The organism is Pantoea sp. EKM21T (genome assembly GCF_011800405.1).
Classification (GTDB): Bacteria; Pseudomonadota; Gammaproteobacteria; order Enterobacterales; family Enterobacteriaceae; genus Pantoea; species Pantoea agglomerans.
This window is the reverse complement of sequence record NZ_JAALFV010000006.1, coordinates 72553-87427: the sequence shown is the minus strand read 5'-3', so window position 1 is coordinate 87427 and position 14875 is coordinate 72553. Positions and strand designations below refer to the sequence as shown.

The 14875-nt window shown below is 56.3% G+C and carries 13 protein-coding genes; 6 read left to right on the top strand and 7 right to left on the bottom strand.

Annotated features, from left to right (window positions below):
* Positions 1 to 7: 7 nt before the first annotated feature.
* The 3 genes from HFD87_RS13565 (at position 8) to yacL (ending at position 4236) form a co-directional block, all read left to right on the top strand.
* On the top strand, positions 8 to 517 hold the full coding sequence (locus tag HFD87_RS13565; protein WP_010253965.1) for a phenolic acid decarboxylase: 510 nt from the start codon (positions 8 to 10) through the stop codon (positions 515 to 517).
* Between the two features lie 553 nt (positions 518 to 1070).
* On the top strand, positions 1071 to 3668 hold the full coding sequence (acnB, locus tag HFD87_RS13560; RefSeq protein WP_167423557.1) for a bifunctional aconitate hydratase 2/2-methylisocitrate dehydratase: 2598 nt from the start codon (positions 1071 to 1073) through the stop codon (positions 3666 to 3668).
* A 190-nt stretch (positions 3669 to 3858) separates the two neighbouring features.
* Entirely contained in the window at positions 3859 to 4236 is a 378-nt protein-coding gene (gene yacL / locus HFD87_RS13555) for a protein YacL (protein WP_010253973.1), read from the top strand.
* 61 nt (positions 4237 to 4297) lie between these two features.
* Here the strand turns inward: yacL and HFD87_RS13550 are convergent, their stop codons facing one another.
* The 5 genes from HFD87_RS13550 to HFD87_RS13530 all read right to left on the bottom strand — a co-directional run bounded on the left by HFD87_RS13550 (position 4298) and on the right by HFD87_RS13530 (position 9715).
* Complete coding sequence (locus HFD87_RS13550; RefSeq protein ID WP_181955683.1) at positions 4298 to 4969, bottom strand: SDR family NAD(P)-dependent oxidoreductase; 672 nt, start codon at positions 4967 to 4969, stop codon at positions 4298 to 4300.
* 8 nt (positions 4970 to 4977) lie between these two features.
* A complete protein-coding gene (locus HFD87_RS13545) occupies positions 4978 to 6174 on the bottom strand; it encodes an exo-alpha-sialidase (RefSeq protein WP_154209897.1) in 1197 nt (398 codons plus the stop codon).
* 1 nt (position 6175) lies between these two features.
* Entirely contained in the window at positions 6176 to 7591 is a 1416-nt protein-coding gene (locus HFD87_RS13540) for a sodium:solute symporter family protein (protein ID WP_031292876.1), read from the bottom strand.
* A 79-nt stretch (positions 7592 to 7670) separates the two neighbouring features.
* Positions 7671 to 8555, bottom strand: coding sequence for a dihydrodipicolinate synthase family protein (locus HFD87_RS13535; protein WP_167423555.1), 885 nt, complete (start codon positions 8553 to 8555; stop codon positions 7671 to 7673).
* 11 nt (positions 8556 to 8566) lie between these two features.
* Entirely contained in the window at positions 8567 to 9715 is a 1149-nt protein-coding gene (locus tag HFD87_RS13530) for an iron-containing alcohol dehydrogenase (RefSeq protein ID WP_167423554.1), read from the bottom strand.
* A gap of 187 nt (positions 9716 to 9902) precedes the next feature.
* Here HFD87_RS13530 and HFD87_RS13525 point away from each other — a divergent pair, with 187 nt between their 5' ends.
* From HFD87_RS13525 to HFD87_RS13515, 3 genes are read left to right on the top strand one after another with little or no spacing between them, the layout of a single operon-like run.
* Positions 9903 to 11162, top strand: coding sequence for a four-carbon acid sugar kinase family protein (locus HFD87_RS13525; protein WP_167423553.1), 1260 nt, complete (start codon positions 9903 to 9905; stop codon positions 11160 to 11162).
* Positions 11155 to 12135, top strand: a complete 981-nt coding sequence (locus tag HFD87_RS13520; RefSeq protein WP_022625433.1) for a D-threonate 4-phosphate dehydrogenase — start codon at positions 11155 to 11157, stop codon at positions 12133 to 12135. The genes HFD87_RS13525 and HFD87_RS13520 overlap by 8 nt, the downstream gene beginning before the upstream one ends.
* A gap of 6 nt (positions 12136 to 12141) precedes the next feature.
* Complete coding sequence (locus tag HFD87_RS13515) at positions 12142 to 12906, top strand: DeoR/GlpR family DNA-binding transcription regulator (RefSeq protein ID WP_033756597.1); 765 nt, start codon at positions 12142 to 12144, stop codon at positions 12904 to 12906.
* Between the two features lie 248 nt (positions 12907 to 13154).
* Here HFD87_RS13515 and speD read toward each other — a convergent pair whose 3' ends face one another.
* Positions 13155 to 13964, bottom strand: coding sequence for an adenosylmethionine decarboxylase (gene speD, locus HFD87_RS13510; RefSeq protein ID WP_010253978.1), 810 nt, complete (start codon positions 13962 to 13964; stop codon positions 13155 to 13157).
* A gap of 28 nt (positions 13965 to 13992) precedes the next feature.
* Positions 13993 to 14856 carry a polyamine aminopropyltransferase gene (gene speE / locus HFD87_RS13505; RefSeq protein ID WP_010253980.1) on the bottom strand — a complete coding sequence of 288 codons (864 nt, stop codon included), beginning with the start codon at positions 14854 to 14856 and terminating at the stop codon, positions 13993 to 13995.
* Positions 14857 to 14875 lie beyond the last annotated feature (19 nt).

Sequence of the window (14875 nt, the reverse complement as noted above, 5' to 3'; positions counted from 1 at the left end):
ATTAACCATGAGCACTTTCGATAAACATGACCTGTCTGGCATCGTCGGCAAACATCTGGTTTACACCTATGACAACGGCTGGAATTACGAGCTCTACATTAAAAATGCCAGCACCATCGACTATCGCATTCACAGCGGTATGGTCGGTAATCGCTGGGTTAAAAATCAGCATGTCTATGTTGTCCGTCTGGCGCAGGATGTCTATAAAGTTTCCTGGACTGAACCAACCGGAACCGATGTCAGCCTGGCCGTTAATCTGGCTGATAAAATTTTCCACGGCACCATCTTCTTCCCGCGCTGGGTAATGAATAATCCGGAGAAAACCGTCTGCTTCCAGAATGATCATCTGGAAGAGATGGCAAAATTCCGCGAAGCGGGTCCGGCTTATCCAACCGAAGTGATTGATGAGTTCGCAACGCTGACCGTAATCCGTGATGTGGGTGAAAATAACGAAAGCGTGATCGACTGTCCGCCTGACCAGTTGCCCGCCAATTTTCCGGAAAATCTGAAAAATTAAACATGCACAGAAGAGGTCATGACGACCTCTTCTGAATAGCAGTCTCTGTCTGGTAGCTTCTGACGTGTAACCTGGCAGGATGAAAAGGAGATTTATTGACCCGGGTTTTATCAGTAGTAATCAGCAGGACAGATTCGGTTTCAGTTGCATCAGGCTGATTTCCGGCCTGGTGTTGTTATCCTCCTGAGCTCACCTCCGCTGTACCCCATAAACACGCCGGCTTCTATTCCTGCCAGTTATCTATTTCCCTGAATCACTTCGCTAAAGCCACGGCAAAACTGACATAAACCTGCAGCCATTTGTGTGGAATGCGGTACGCTGCAGAGAGACCCATTCAGCCGACTCAGCTGGCTGATGCAGGGAGTTAAGCGGGCAGAATGGCCGTAGTGGATTATGTTGTATTTTTGTAAACAGATTAACAAACAGACGAAATACTGCTATTCTGCCCTCCGCGAAACCGGGCACCTCAACCTGGACGAGAAAGGGAAGATTGTTCTCCATAAGTGAGCAAGGTGGTCGGAAAGCCCTACATAATGAGAGCGAGGATAACGTCGTGCTAGAAGAATACCGTAAGCACGTTGCCGAGCGTGCTGCCCAGGGAATTGTACCTAAGCCTTTAGAGGCTTCCCAAATGGCCGCGCTGGTTGAACTGCTAAAAAATCCACCTGCGGGTGAAGAAGAATTTTTGATCGATTTATTGGTCAACCGCGTCCCACCTGGCGTCGATGAAGCGGCGTATGTCAAAGCCGGTTTCCTGGCGGCTGTCGCCAAAGGCGAAGCAACCTCTCCTCTGATATCTTCTGAAAAAGCGGTTGAACTGCTTGGCACCATGCAGGGCGGTTACAATATTCATCCGCTGATTGAGGCGCTGGACGATAGCAAACTGGCTCCGATTGCCGCGAAAGCCCTTTCACACACGCTGCTGATGTTCGACAACTTCTATGATGTCGAAGAGAAAGCGAAAGCGGGTAATGAATACGCGAAGCAGGTGATGCAATCCTGGGCAGATGCGGAATGGTATCTGTCACGGCCTGAACTGGCAGAGAAGATCACGGTTACCGTGTTTAAAGTCACTGGCGAAACCAACACCGACGATCTCTCTCCGGCCCAGGATGCCTGGTCACGTCCAGACATTCCTCTGCACGCCCTGGCGATGCTGAAAAATGCCCGTGAAGGCATTGAGCCTGATGAAGTGGGCAATATCGGTCCGATCAAACAGATCGAAGCTCTGAAGACCAAAGGTTTCCCGCTGGCGTATGTCGGTGATGTTGTCGGAACCGGTTCTTCACGTAAATCCGCCACCAACTCGGTGCTGTGGTTTATGGGCGACGACATCCCGAACGTGCCAAATAAAAAAGGCGGCGGCGTGGTGCTGGGCAGCAAAATTGCACCCATCTTCTTCAACACCATGGAAGATGCGGGCGCACTGCCCATTGAAGTGGACGTAAATAACCTGAACATGGGCGATGTGATCGACATCTATCCATTCAAAGGCGAAGTCCGCAACCACGAAACCAATGAGCTGCTGGCCAGCTTCGAGCTCAAAACCGAAGTAGTGATTGACGAAGTGCGCGCCGGTGGCCGTATTCCGCTGATCATCGGTCGCGGCCTGACCACCAAAGCGCGCGAGTCGCTGGGTCTGCCGCACAGCACCGTATTCCGTCAGGCGAAAGATGTCGCGGAGAGCACCCGTGGTTTCTCACTGGCGCAGAAAATGGTTGGCCGCGCCTGTGGCGTGACCGGCGTTCGTCCGGGTGCCTATTGCGAACCTAAGATGACCTCGGTTGGCTCGCAGGATACCACCGGCCCGATGACCCGTGACGAGCTGAAAGATCTGGCTTGCCTGGGCTTTTCGACCGATCTGGTGATGCAGTCGTTCTGTCACACCGCCGCGTATCCGAAGCCGGTGGATGTGAGCACGCACCATACGCTGCCAGACTTCATTATGAACCGCGGTGGTGTGTCACTGCGTCCGGGTGACGGCATTATCCACAGCTGGCTGAACCGTATGCTGCTGCCGGATACCGTCGGTACCGGTGGTGACTCGCACACCCGTTTCCCTATCGGCATCTCTTTCCCGGCGGGTTCAGGCCTGGTGGCGTTTGCCGCCGCGACTGGCGTAATGCCGCTCGACATGCCGGAATCGGTTCTGGTGCGCTTCAAAGGTAAGATGGAGCCGGGCATTACCCTGCGCGATCTGGTTCATGCCATTCCGCTGTATGCCATCAAACAGGGTCTGCTGACCGTTGAGAAGAAAGGTAAGAAAAACATCTTCTCTGGTCGCATCCTGGAGATTGAAGGTCTGCCGGATCTGAAAGTCGAGCAGGCGTTTGAGCTGTCCGATGCGTCAGCAGAACGTTCCGCTGCGGGCTGTACCATCAAGCTGGATAAAGCGCCGATTATCGAATACCTCAGCTCTAACATCGTGCTGCTGAAGTGGATGATCGCAGAAGGCTACGGCGATCGTCGTACGCTGGAGCGTCGCATTGACGGTATGGAGAAATGGCTGGCCGATCCTCAGTTGCTTGAGCCGGATGCCGATGCTGAATATGCCGCCGTGATCGAAATCGATCTGGCTGAAATCAAAGAGCCAATCCTCTGTGCGCCAAACGATCCGGACGATGCACGTCTGCTCTCTGACGTTCAGGGTGAGAAGATCGACGAAGTGTTTATCGGCTCATGCATGACCAACATTGGTCACTTCCGTGCTGCGGGTAAACTGCTGGATAGCCACAAAGGCCAGCTGCCAACCCGTCTGTGGGTGGCACCGCCAACCAAGATGGATGCGGCACAGCTGACCGAAGAAGGCTACTACAGCGTATTCGGCAAAAGCGGTGCGCGTATCGAGATCCCGGGCTGTTCACTCTGCATGGGTAACCAGGCACGTGTTGCAGATGGTTCGACAGTGGTCTCTACCTCGACCCGTAACTTCCCGAACCGTCTGGGTAACGGCGCTAACGTCTACCTGGCGTCAGCGGAGCTGGCTGCGGTCGCGTCTCTGCTTGGCAAACTGCCAACGCCGGATGAGTATCAGCAATTCATGGCGCAGGTCGATAAAACGGCCAGCGACACGTATCGCTATCTCAACTTCGACCAGCTGACGCAGTACACCGACAAAGCTGATGGTGTGATTTTCCAGACCGCGGTCTGATTCTTCACCTTGCAGGCATGAATAAGGGGCGATGATTCGCCCCTTTTTTTCGTCTCAGCATGGGGTAGAGAGACGATCAAAAGCTGGCTTTCGGCAGACAGCCTGTAATAATGCGCGACGTGTCACACTTTGCCGCGAGAGCAGCACGGACACTTACCAGGTGAGACGACGACGTTGAGAGGAACGGGCGATGGAATATGAATTTTTACGCGATGTGACCGGACAGATTAAGGTTCGCATGTCGATGGATCATGAAGCGGTCGGCCACTGGTTCAACGAAGAGGTCAAAAACGATCCGGGATTGCTGGATGAAGTTGAAGCCGCCATTGAAGATGTCAAAGGCAGCGTACGTCAGTGGCAGCGGATCGGCAGCGAGTACACCATTCTGCTGGATGAAGAGGAGGTGATGATCCGCGCCAACCTGCTGGCTCTGGAAGATGACGGTATGGAAGAGGGGATGAACTACTATGACGAAGAGAGCCTCTCGTTCTGCGGCATTGAAGATTTTCAGCTGGTGATCGCTGCTTATCGCCAGTTTATGAACCAGTACGGCAAACCCGTACGGTAAGACAGTAAGGCAATCCTTTACGGTTATAAGGCCGGGCGAACTCAGCAGCCCGGCCTGTTAACTAACTCAGCGATGCACCGCCACACATTACCAGCTGCTGGCCGGTGATCGCCGCCGCCGCAGGGGAGAGCAGGAAATCGACCAGCCCGGCCACTTCCTGCGGCTGAATATAGCGGCCAATGGGTGGCAGACGGGGCGGTGAACTGGCACGGCCCGGCTGTTGCAGCATCGGCGTTTCGGTGGCGCCTGGCGCCACAATATTGGCGGTAATGCCGCGCGGAGCGAGTTCCGCCGCCCAGCTGCGCACCATACCGATCATCGCCGATTTGGTGGCGACATACTGACTGCGGCCCGCCGCCCCGCCTGATGTCCGGCTGCCCAGCAGCACAATTCTGCCGCCCACACGCATCCGCGGTGCAAAATGATTCGCCAGCTGCTCAGCAGCGGCAACGTGCAGTTGCCATAAGCGTGTACTGGCACTCAGATCCAGCTCCCCAAGCGGCGCGGCCTGCATCATACCGGCTGCATGGATCACCACCTGCGGCACCGGCAGCGCGTCCAGTAAAGCCTGCAGTGCGGCGCTGTCACTGATATCGATCTGATGACTCTGCCAGCCCGCTTCTGCCCGGCTTATCGCCGAGCGGCTCAGGCCGATAACCTGCCAGCCCTCATCGAGTAAACGGTCAGCAATCGCCTGACCGATACCGGAGCTGGCCCCGGTCACCAGCGCCATCCGTTCAATCACGCATCACCTCCCTTCACCCATGACTCCGCGACCCGCACATATTTAATCGCCTGGCGATACCAGGTGTAGGCGATATGCAGTTCGCCATCCAGGCCCTGTTTAATGCTGGGATAGGAGAACTCACGGTTTAATTTCTGCTGGGAGTTATTGGTCATGCAGTAGCCATCGCCCTCGTCCAGATTGCGCTGCAGCGGCCAGCTTTTACCGCCATCCGTGGAGATAGCCAGCGTCATCGGCGCACGAGGCGCACCCCAGAAAGCGGTGCGACCACTGTGCACCACCGGCTCAGCGGCGACGGCAACATCACTTTCCTCTTCATCGTCTTCAATTTCGTCATACAGCGACAACCGGCGTTCGCTGGCACCTTCGGCGCTCATGGCATTGAACACCAGCGCCAGATGACCATTGCGCAGTGTTGTGACCTGAATTGAGGAGTTATTGTTGGGCAGCGATAACGGCTGTGGCGCGCTCCAGCTTTCGCCCTGATTAAATGAGCGGCTCTGGTAAATGTGGTCAGCCCAGCGGCTGCGGTAGAGCGCCAGCAGCGAGCCATCATCCAGCAGGGTAACGTTCATATGAACGCAGCCGGTGCTGTCAGGCACGCTGACGTCGCGCCAGCTCTGGCCTTTATCTTCTGAGATTTTTACCGCGCTCACGTCATAGCTGCCGACCCACTTTTCGCCGGGCTGGGTCAGACAGTAAAACACTGGCAGCAACCAGTTACCGTTGGGCAGCACCACAATCGGCTGGCGAATAAAGGTGCCAGGCTTATCCAGCAGCGTTTTGATCTCCCCCCAGCTCTGGCCCAGATCGTGAGACTGGCGATAGCGAACAATCGCGGTGTCCTGATTGCCCGATTTCTGCGCCGTCCACAGCAGCCACAGTACCTGGTCGGGATCGAGAAACAGCACCGGATTCTGTTCTGAACGGCCCGGATCGTCAGAGAGTTTTTGTGCTTCACTCCAGCGATCGCTGCCTTTTCGCAGCCGTGAACACCAGACAGAGATATCGGCAATCCCTTCCTGCGTGCCGCCAAACCAGACGCAAAGCAGATCGCCATCGGGCAGCGGCAGCAGGTTAGCCGCGTGGTTTTGCGGGCAGGAGGAGGGCAGCATCGCAACCTGCTGCGCGCTATCCTGCGGGTGAGGCGCAAGCAGGCCGGTGCGTTCTGCGGTGACGGTTTCCTGAGTCATTTTAGGCTCCACTGTTTTGTGCATTGTGTTGCGATTGAGGCTGAGACTGGCGTGACGGGATACAGCGGTCAATCACCATAATAATTGCCGGGGTGATCAGCGCCACGTACATATTGTCGATACCAAACGGGTTACCCATCAGGAACCAGACGGAAGTGACAACGCAGGCGCCAATCAGACCGGCATTGGCGCCGCGTGTGCTCTTAAACCACGGCAGGTAGAACGCCATGATCGCCACAACGGTAATCGACAGACGAATCGCACGGGTAAAGAACGAGAGCTTCAGCACTTCCGGGAAGAACAGAACAAACAGCAGCGGGAAGAAGCCGATGCCAATCGAGATCCAGCGTGTCATTTTAAATTCGCGCTCTGGCGTAGGATTACGATAAGGCACGTAAAAGTCTTTCACCACCAGCGAGGCGATGGCCAGCGCCACGGTACCGACGCTGACGAAAATCGAGGCCACCAGCGAGGTGGTGACAATGCCCGCCAGCCACGGTGACATATCCTGCAGAAACACCGGCAGCGCATAGAGGCTCTTGATATCCGGGTGAGCAAACTTCGCTGCCACGCCAATCAGCGCCATCGCCAGACCAATCGGCAGGCAGAAGAAGAAGGCGACCCAGGTGGCGCGCTTCGCTGACTTCACATCTTTGGTGGAGGAGATCGCCTGAATCACAAACTGGGTACAGAAGATCGAACCTACGGTCCCGATCAGCCAGGCCACAATGGTACTGGCACCGACGTGACCATCCCATGTCCAGTAGAACGCCGGCATTTTTTCCATCATTGGGGCGACGCCGCCGGTCATCTTCAGCGCCACATAGAGGATAATCAGGATCCCCATATACTTGATGGCGCTGTGCAGCAGCGTGACCCAGGCCACGCCTTTCATGCCGCCAAATGCAAAGTAGAAGGTGCTGACCACCGCAGTGATAAAAGCCGCCTGGGTCAGGTCGATCTTGAGTACGGTGGAGATCGCCGCCGCGCCGCTGATGTAGTTACCGACGTTCACCAGCAACAGCGCATAGATCATGATCAGCGAAATAATATTTTTGGTCGAACTGCCATATTTCTCGGCGATAGCACCGGAAATAGTGATCTTTCCGGTGTTGTAGATGCGTTTGACCAGTATCAGGCCAAACAGCGGGAAGCCAATTGCCGCGCCAATCACCGACCATGAGGCGGCGAAGCCATCTTCAAAGGCCGCCTGCGCGGTGCCGATGGTGGATTTTGCCCCGATATATTCAGACATCAGCATAATGCCGACGATAAAAGCAGGCATGGCGCGCGAGCCTTCCATAAAGTCGCCGCTGGTTTTACTGCGCAGCCGCCAGGTGAGCCAGGTGGTGAACAGGATATAGGCGACCACCATGCCGACGATCAGTAAGGTGCTCTCAGTTGAAAATGCTTTCATCATGACCTCGATTGTTCTGGCAGATGGCGACCATCAGGTTCGTTCTCATCTGACCGGTAGGGTGCAAAGGTGATGGACGTTATTGCAGGTAGTGGTTCACGATTTGGCGGATCTGCTGCTGCTCTTCGGCGCTGAACTGCACCGCATAGCGGCTTTCACCCACCTCAAAGCCCTGCAGGCTGACCGCTTTTTTCACGGCGGCCGGTGAGAAACCGATGCTGTAAAGCGCGGTGCGCAGGCCGGTGACGTTCTCCTGTGCCTGATGCGAACCGGCAATATCGCCCGCATGGAAGCGCGCCCAGATGGCGTTAATCGCCCCCGGTGCCACGTTTGCCAGCCCGGAAATTGAGGCGGAGCAGCCATCCACAAAACCCTGGTGGATCAGCGAATCCGGGCCGTTCAGCACAGCAAAGTCCTGACAGTCGGCGGTAGCCTGCAGAAAGCCGCTCAGACTTTCATAGCTGCCTGCTGAATCTTTAATGCCGATGATGTTCGGATGCGCGGCCAGCGTACGAACGGTCTCTGGCTGCAAGGTATTGCCGGTACGCGCCGGGATGTTGTAGAGGAACAGCGGTACCGTAAGCGCGTCAGCCACGCGCTGATAGTGGTCGATCAGCTCCTGCTGCTTAAGCGGAACAAACCACGGGGTGATCGCGGAAACAGCATCTACGCCAAGGCGGGCAATCTGTTTGCCGAGCCGGATAGTTTCACGGGTCGAAATCTCCCCGATATGCGCCACCACCGACGCCTGGCCGTTAACTTCATCGACGCAGGTGGTGGTAACCGCGATCTTCTCCTGCTCGTTCAGCACAAAGAATTCGCCGTTGGTTCCGCCGCAGAAGATGCCGTTACCGGCGTTGATCTGGCGTCTGACCTGTTCGCGCTGCCTCTCCGGATCAAAGGCACCTTCCCGGTCAAAAGTGGTGACGATGGCGGTCAGTACGCCGTTTATTTTCTTATTCATGACAATCCTCATTACGCCTGGCAGGAAGGGAAAAGCGTCAGGTAGACGGCGCGCACATCGTCGGCGGTGACCGCCATCGGCACGTTGTTCATCAGACGCTGGACGTCGAGCGCGGCTTCCACTAACCAGGGCAGGTGATCCGGGCTGATGCCCAGGGCTTCCAGGCTGGCAGGCAGCTGCAGCCGCGCTACCAGCGCGGTGAAGTAGTCGACCAGCGCGTGTGATTTCGCTTCATCGCTTAAACGGACGTCGGCGTCGGGCAGCAGATCATAGACCTGAGCGAATTTGCTCACCGCCGCCGGACGGACAAAGCGCATGCAGGGAGCCAGCAGGATGGCGTTGGCGACGCCGTGTGGCAGATGATATCTGCCGCCGAGCGGGTAAGAGAGGGCATGCACCAGATGTGTCCCGGCATGGGCAATCGATGCACCGCCATAATAAGAAGCCCAGAGCATCTCCAGGCGTGCCTGCAAATTTTCTGGCTCGCGCAGGGTGGTTTCGAGATTAGCGAACAGTTTCTTCATCCCAGTCAGCGCATAGTTGTTGCTGACCGGGTTGGCGACATTGGCGGTAAAGCACTCAATCAGATGGCAGAGGGCGTCAATACCGGTTGAAGAGGCGATGTGGGCCGGCATGCTGGTGGTCAGTTCCGGCACCAGGGCCACCACATCGGGTAGCATCACCGGTGAAATAATGCCGACTTTGGTCTCTTTCTCCGGGATCGCCAGGATCGCATTGGGCGTCGCTTCAGAACCCGTGCCTGCGGTGGTAGGGATCAGTATTGAACGGGTACGGCGCTGCGGTTTTTCGCCTGCCAGCAGGGCGTCCAGCGAAGGCGCGGCGTCGATGCACAGCACTGAGAGTAGCTTCGCCACATCCAGCACGCTGCCGCCGCCGATGCCAATCACCATATCGACATGGGGCCGGGAGAGCGTCGCGATAATCGCTGCCACATCATGCTGGCTTGGTTCAGGCGGGACGCTGTTGACCACGCTGATACCCGGAATCTGATCCCGAAGTTGACCCATCAGCGCCTGCACTGCCGGAATCGCCTCAATGTTCCGGTCAGTGACCACGACTGCTGTCGATATCCCCTTCAGCAGATAGCGCATGTCGTTTAACGCCTGATAACCGCTAATCACTGTGCTGTTAATGTTCATTTCATACCCTTATTTCTGTCCTGTCTGAGCGGATGATTAATCTTGCTCAGCGCAATGCGAAGTCAGTCACTCTCTGTGGCTAATTTTATAAGGCATATCGATTTCGATTAATTTGAACTTGCTCACATATAATCAATCATGATTGAATATAATCAAATGCAGCGGCAATCGCCTGACAGGAGTGAGGATGGGCTCATCATTATGGAAAACCCCGGTGCTGGTCATCGCCGATGACTTTACCGGTGCCAACGATTCGGGTAGCGGACTGGCACAGGCTGGCGCCCGCGTACATGTGCTGTTTGGCACTGAGGCGCCGTTGCCAGAGGACGCTGCGGATGTGCTGGTTATCAGCACCGACAGTCGGGCAGTCAGCGCCAGCCAGGCCGCAGAGCGCGTGGCTCAGGTGGTGCAGCACTTCGCCGCACAGCTTCAGCAGGGCTGGCTGTTTAAAAAGATCGACTCCACGCTGCGCGGCAACGTCGGTGCTGAAACCGCGGCTGCGCTGCGAGCCAGCGGCAAAAGGCTGGCGCTGGTTGCGCCGGCCGTGCCACGACTGGGCCGCACCACACGCGAAGGTAAAGTGTGGGTCAATCAGCGGTTACTGACAGACACCGAATTTGCCAGCGATCCTAAAACCCCGATCCTCAGCGCCCGCGTACTCGATCAGATGCAGATCGACGGCACGGAGATCGATCTCCCGACGCTGCGCAGCGATCGGCTTGATGCGGTGTTAGCGGCGGCGCACGGCGTGGTGGTGGTGGATGCCGAAAATGAAGCCGATCTGGCGCGACTGATAATCGCTGCGGCGCGGCTGACAGAGAAGCCGCTGCTGGTGGGAGCAGCCGGGTTAAGCGATGCGCTGGGCGCAGCGCTCTCTGTTCGCCCGTCGCGGCCCGTGCTGGCGGTAGTGGGATCGATGAGCAGCAGCGCGCAGCAGCAGATCGCCACGCTGCTTAACCAGCGGGCAGTTGAGATCGTAGATGTCGATATCCGCCAGCTGTTTCAGCAGCCCGCCTGGCCCGACCGGAATCGCTGGATCGAACAGGCTGCCGCCGCACTGCGTGCCGGTCGCCATACGGTGATCCGCACCTGCCAGCATGAATCCCAGCGTCACGACATTGAGCATCTCAGCCAGCAGCACAGCGTGACCCGCCAGCAGCTGGGCGAAGCGATCAGTCTGTTGCTGGGCGAAATGACTCACAGCCTGTGCCGGACACAGCTGCCGCATGCGCTCTATCTGTCGGGAGGCGACGTGGCGATTGCCGTTGCCCAGGCACTGGGGGCCAGCGGCTTTAAAATTCAGGGTCTGGTGGCGGGCTGTGTGCCGCACGGGGTTCTGCTTAACAGTGAATTTACTCTGCCGGTGATGACCAAAGCGGGTGGCTTTGGTGATGAAAATACCCTGGTAGCAGCCATTGGTTTTATTGAGGAGAAGTCGAGTGAGTAAAATTATTGCGATCACCATGGGCGATCCAGCGGGCATCAGCCCGGAAATCATCATTAAGTCACTCTCTGAAGGTGAGCTGAATGGCATCCCTGCGGTGGTGATTGGCTGTGCCAGTACGCTGCGCCGCATTATGGCAATGAACATTACGCCACAGGCCGAGCTGCGGGTGCTGGACCGGGTGCAGGATGCGCGGTTTGCGCCCGGCATCATCAACGTCATCGATGAGCCTCTGGCCGATCCCGACGCGCTGAAACCTGGCGTGGTGCAGAAAGAGGCGGGAGATCTGGCGTGGCGTTGCGTGAAGCGTGCTACAGAGCTGGCACTGGCGGGCGACGTGCATGCCATTGCCACCGCGCCGCTGAACAAAGAGGCGCTGCATGCGGCGGGCCATCTCTATCCTGGTCACACCGAACTGCTGGCGCATCTTACCGGGACCAAAGATTACGCCATGGTCCTCTACACCGATAAGCTGAAAGTGATTCATGTCACGACCCACATTGCGCTGCGTAAGTTCCTGGACACGCTGAACCAGACGCGCATCAAAACCGTGATTGGTATGGCGGACACTTTCCTGCGTCGTGTCGGTTACAGCGCCCCGCGTATCGCCGTGGCGGGCGTTAATCCGCACGCCGGAGAGAACGGCCTGTTTGGCGATGAGGAGATCACCACCGTGGCACCCGCTATTGAGGCGATGAAAGCGCAGGGGATTGATGTCTACGGACCTTGTCCGCCAGACACGGTGTTCCTGCAGTGCCAGGATGGACGGTATGACATGGTGGTCGCGATGTACCACGATCAGGGGCATATTCCGCTTAAACTGCTGGGCTTTTATGATGGCGTCAACATCACCGCAGGCCTGCCGTTTATCCGTACCTCTGCTGACCATGGCACCGCATTTGATATCGCCTGGACAGGTAAAGCGAAGTCTGACAGCATGGCGATCTCTATTAAACTCGCGATGCAGCTCGCATAGGGATATATGAAGGGACAGAGCCGTCTTGACCAGATTATGGATTACCTGAAAAGCCATAATCTGGTGACTGTTGAGCAACTGGTCAGTGCGATTTCCGCCTCACCCGCCACGATTCGCCGTGATTTGATTAAGCTGGATAAAGAGGGCGTGATCAGCCGCAGTCATGGCGGCGTTACCCTGAATCGTTTTATTCCTGCCCAGCCGACCACGCTGGAGAAGATGCAGCGTAACCTGGCCGAGAAGCAGGCGATTGCAGAATGTGCCGCCAGCTTTGTCCGGGCGGGCGATGCGGTCGTGCTGGATGCGGGCACCACTATGCTGGAGCTGGCGCGGCAGCTCACGCATCTGCCGCTGCGGGTCATCACTGCCGATCTGCACATTGCACTGTTTTTGTCTGAGTTTAAGCAGATCGAAGTGACGATTATCGGCGGACGTATCGACGACTCCAGTCAGTCCTGTGTGGGCGAACATGGACGGCGGTTGCTGCGCAGCATCAATCCCGATATCGCCTTTGTCAGTTGTAACTCCTGGAGCCTTGAGCGCGGCATTACCACGCCGACTGAGGAGAAAGCGGGGCTGAAACACGATCTTCTGGCCAATGCGGCTCGCCGGGTCTTGCTGGCGGACAGCAGTAAATATGGCTCCTGGTCGCTATTCTGCGCTTCTCCGGTGGATGACCTGACGGATGTGGTGACCGATAGCCGGTTAGATGAGGCTGTCTGCCGCACGCTGCGCGAGCGCGGGATTACGCTGGCGCTGACCTCCGCATGAACAGAACGCGCCATGTTGCTCTGACCTGATCAGCAGGACGAGAGCAGCACCGCGCGTTTATCTTTATCTCTCGCCGTTAAAACGCGCCGTTAACGCGCGTACGCATCATTCTCTTCGCGCGTAGTCGCGGGTGTGTCCACCGAAACCCGTTCAAACCTCAGTCAGGCAGTTGCCGTGATGAAAAAGCAGGGGGAACAAGAGGGAAGGAGACGCGCAGGTTATGAGCTATAACGCTGCGCGCCTGATAATCAGAGGGTCTTCAGGCCCACTGAGGGGATATTTCTGCCGTAGTAGATCTCGCGCATCTCTTTCCAGAGCAGATCGGTAATGCGCTTGTGCTCCTGCGGAGTGAGATCTTCCGGGCGGGTGTTAAACAGGTAGTGTTTAAGGTCGAACTCTTTCAGCAACATCTTGGTATGGAAGATGTTTTCCTGATAGACATTCACATCCACCATGTCATACATCGCTTTCATATCTTCAGACATGAAGTTCTGAATCGAATTGATCTCGTGATCGATGAAGTGCTTCATCCCTTTCACGTCACGGGTAAAACCTCGCACCCGGTAATCGACGGTGACAATATCGGACTCCAGCTGGTGGATCAGATAGTTCAGCGCTTTCAGTGGCGAAATGACGCCACAGGTTGAGACTTCAATGTCCGCACGGAAGGTGCACAGGCCGCCTGCCGGATGGCTCTCCGGATAGGTGTGCACGCAGATATGACTTTTATCGAGATGAGCCACCACCGAGTTGGGCAGCGGACCGGGGTGCTCTGAGTTATCTATATCTTTCGGATCGATCGGCTCTTCGCTGACCAGAATCGTGACGCTGGCCCCCTGCGGTTCATAATCCTGGCGCGCAATGTTGAGCACGTTAGCCCCGATAATGGAGCAGGTCTCAGTCAGAATTTCCGTCAGACGGTTAGCGTTATATTGTTCGTCAATGTAGGCGATGTAACCATCGCGTTCAGCTTCAGTATTCGCATAGCAAATATCGTAAATACAAAAACTCAGGCTTTTCGTCAGGTTGTTGAAGCCATGTAGTTTTAGCTTTTGCAATTTCGTTCACCCCCTTAGAAATGCACTATCAGCACGCGGCGGATAACGCATTCAACAGATATTGCGGCAGGGCAAAGCTGCCGGTATGGATTGCTGGCGTGTAATAACGGCAGGTCAGGCCAGCGGCCTCGAAACGCGCCTTTAAAGTCGCGGTGTCGAGCTGGCGCAGCGCCGGATTATCACTCGCCCAGGCAAAGGTCATAATGCCGCCGTAGTAGGTCGGAATCGCCGCCTGATAGAAACTGACGTCCGCAAAGTAATGTCCCAGCTTGCGATGGCTGTTAACGGCCTCATCCTGCTGCAGGAAGCAGACGCCATTCTGCGCCACAAAGATGCCATTTTCATTAAGGGCCGCTTTGCACCCGGCATAAAATTCCGAGGTAAACAGACTCTCGCCCGGACCAATCGGATCGGTGCAGTCGGAGATAATGACATCAAACTTTTCCTGCGTCTGATTAACGAAGTTCACCCCGTCATCAATCACCAGCGTAAAGCGCGGATCGTCATAGGCACCCGCGCTGTGGTTCGGCAGATACTGGCGGCAAAAGGTCACCACGCCCGCATCGATCTCCACCATGGTAATCTTTTCGATCCCGGGATGACGTGACACTTCACGCAGCATTGCGCCGTCACCGCCGCCGATAATCAGAACGCTCTTCGCCGCGCCGTGCGCCAGCAGCGGAACGTGGGTCATCATTTCATGGTAGATAAATTCGTCGCGTTCGGTGGTCTGAACGACGCCGTCCAGCGCCATTACGCGGCCCATCGCGGCATTTTCGAAAATGATTAAATCCTGATGCGCAGTCTTCTCACGGTACAGCTCTTTATCAACCGTGAAATACTGGCCAAAACCGGCATGAAGGGTTTCATACCACGTTTCATTGTGGGCCATGGTGCTCTCCTCTGATGAC

Excerpts from the sequence above, each read along its gene's own strand:
- HFD87_RS13565 (WP_010253965.1), top strand. The coding sequence starts at position 8 with ATGAGCACTTTCGATAAACATGACCTGTCTGGCATCGTCGGCAAACAT.
- yacL (WP_010253973.1), top strand. The coding sequence starts at position 3,859 with ATGGAATATGAATTTTTACGCGATGTGACCGGACAGATTAAGGTTCGC.
- HFD87_RS13550 (WP_181955683.1), bottom strand. The coding sequence starts at position 4,969 with ATGGCGCTGGTGACCGGGGCCAGCTCCGGTATCGGTCAGGCGATTGCT.
- HFD87_RS13545 (WP_154209897.1), bottom strand. The coding sequence starts at position 6,174 with ATGACTCAGGAAACCGTCACCGCAGAACGCACCGGCCTGCTTGCGCCT.
- HFD87_RS13540 (WP_031292876.1), bottom strand. The coding sequence starts at position 7,591 with ATGAAAGCATTTTCAACTGAGAGCACCTTACTGATCGTCGGCATGGTG.
- HFD87_RS13535 (WP_167423555.1), bottom strand. The coding sequence starts at position 8,555 with ATGAATAAGAAAATAAACGGCGTACTGACCGCCATCGTCACCACTTTT.
- HFD87_RS13530 (WP_167423554.1), bottom strand. The coding sequence starts at position 9,715 with ATGAACATTAACAGCACAGTGATTAGCGGTTATCAGGCGTTAAACGAC.
- HFD87_RS13525 (WP_167423553.1), top strand. The coding sequence starts at position 9,903 with ATGGGCTCATCATTATGGAAAACCCCGGTGCTGGTCATCGCCGATGAC.
- HFD87_RS13515 (WP_033756597.1), top strand. The coding sequence starts at position 12,142 with ATGAAGGGACAGAGCCGTCTTGACCAGATTATGGATTACCTGAAAAGC.
- speE (WP_010253980.1), bottom strand. The coding sequence starts at position 14,856 with ATGGCCCACAATGAAACGTGGTATGAAACCCTTCATGCCGGTTTTGGC.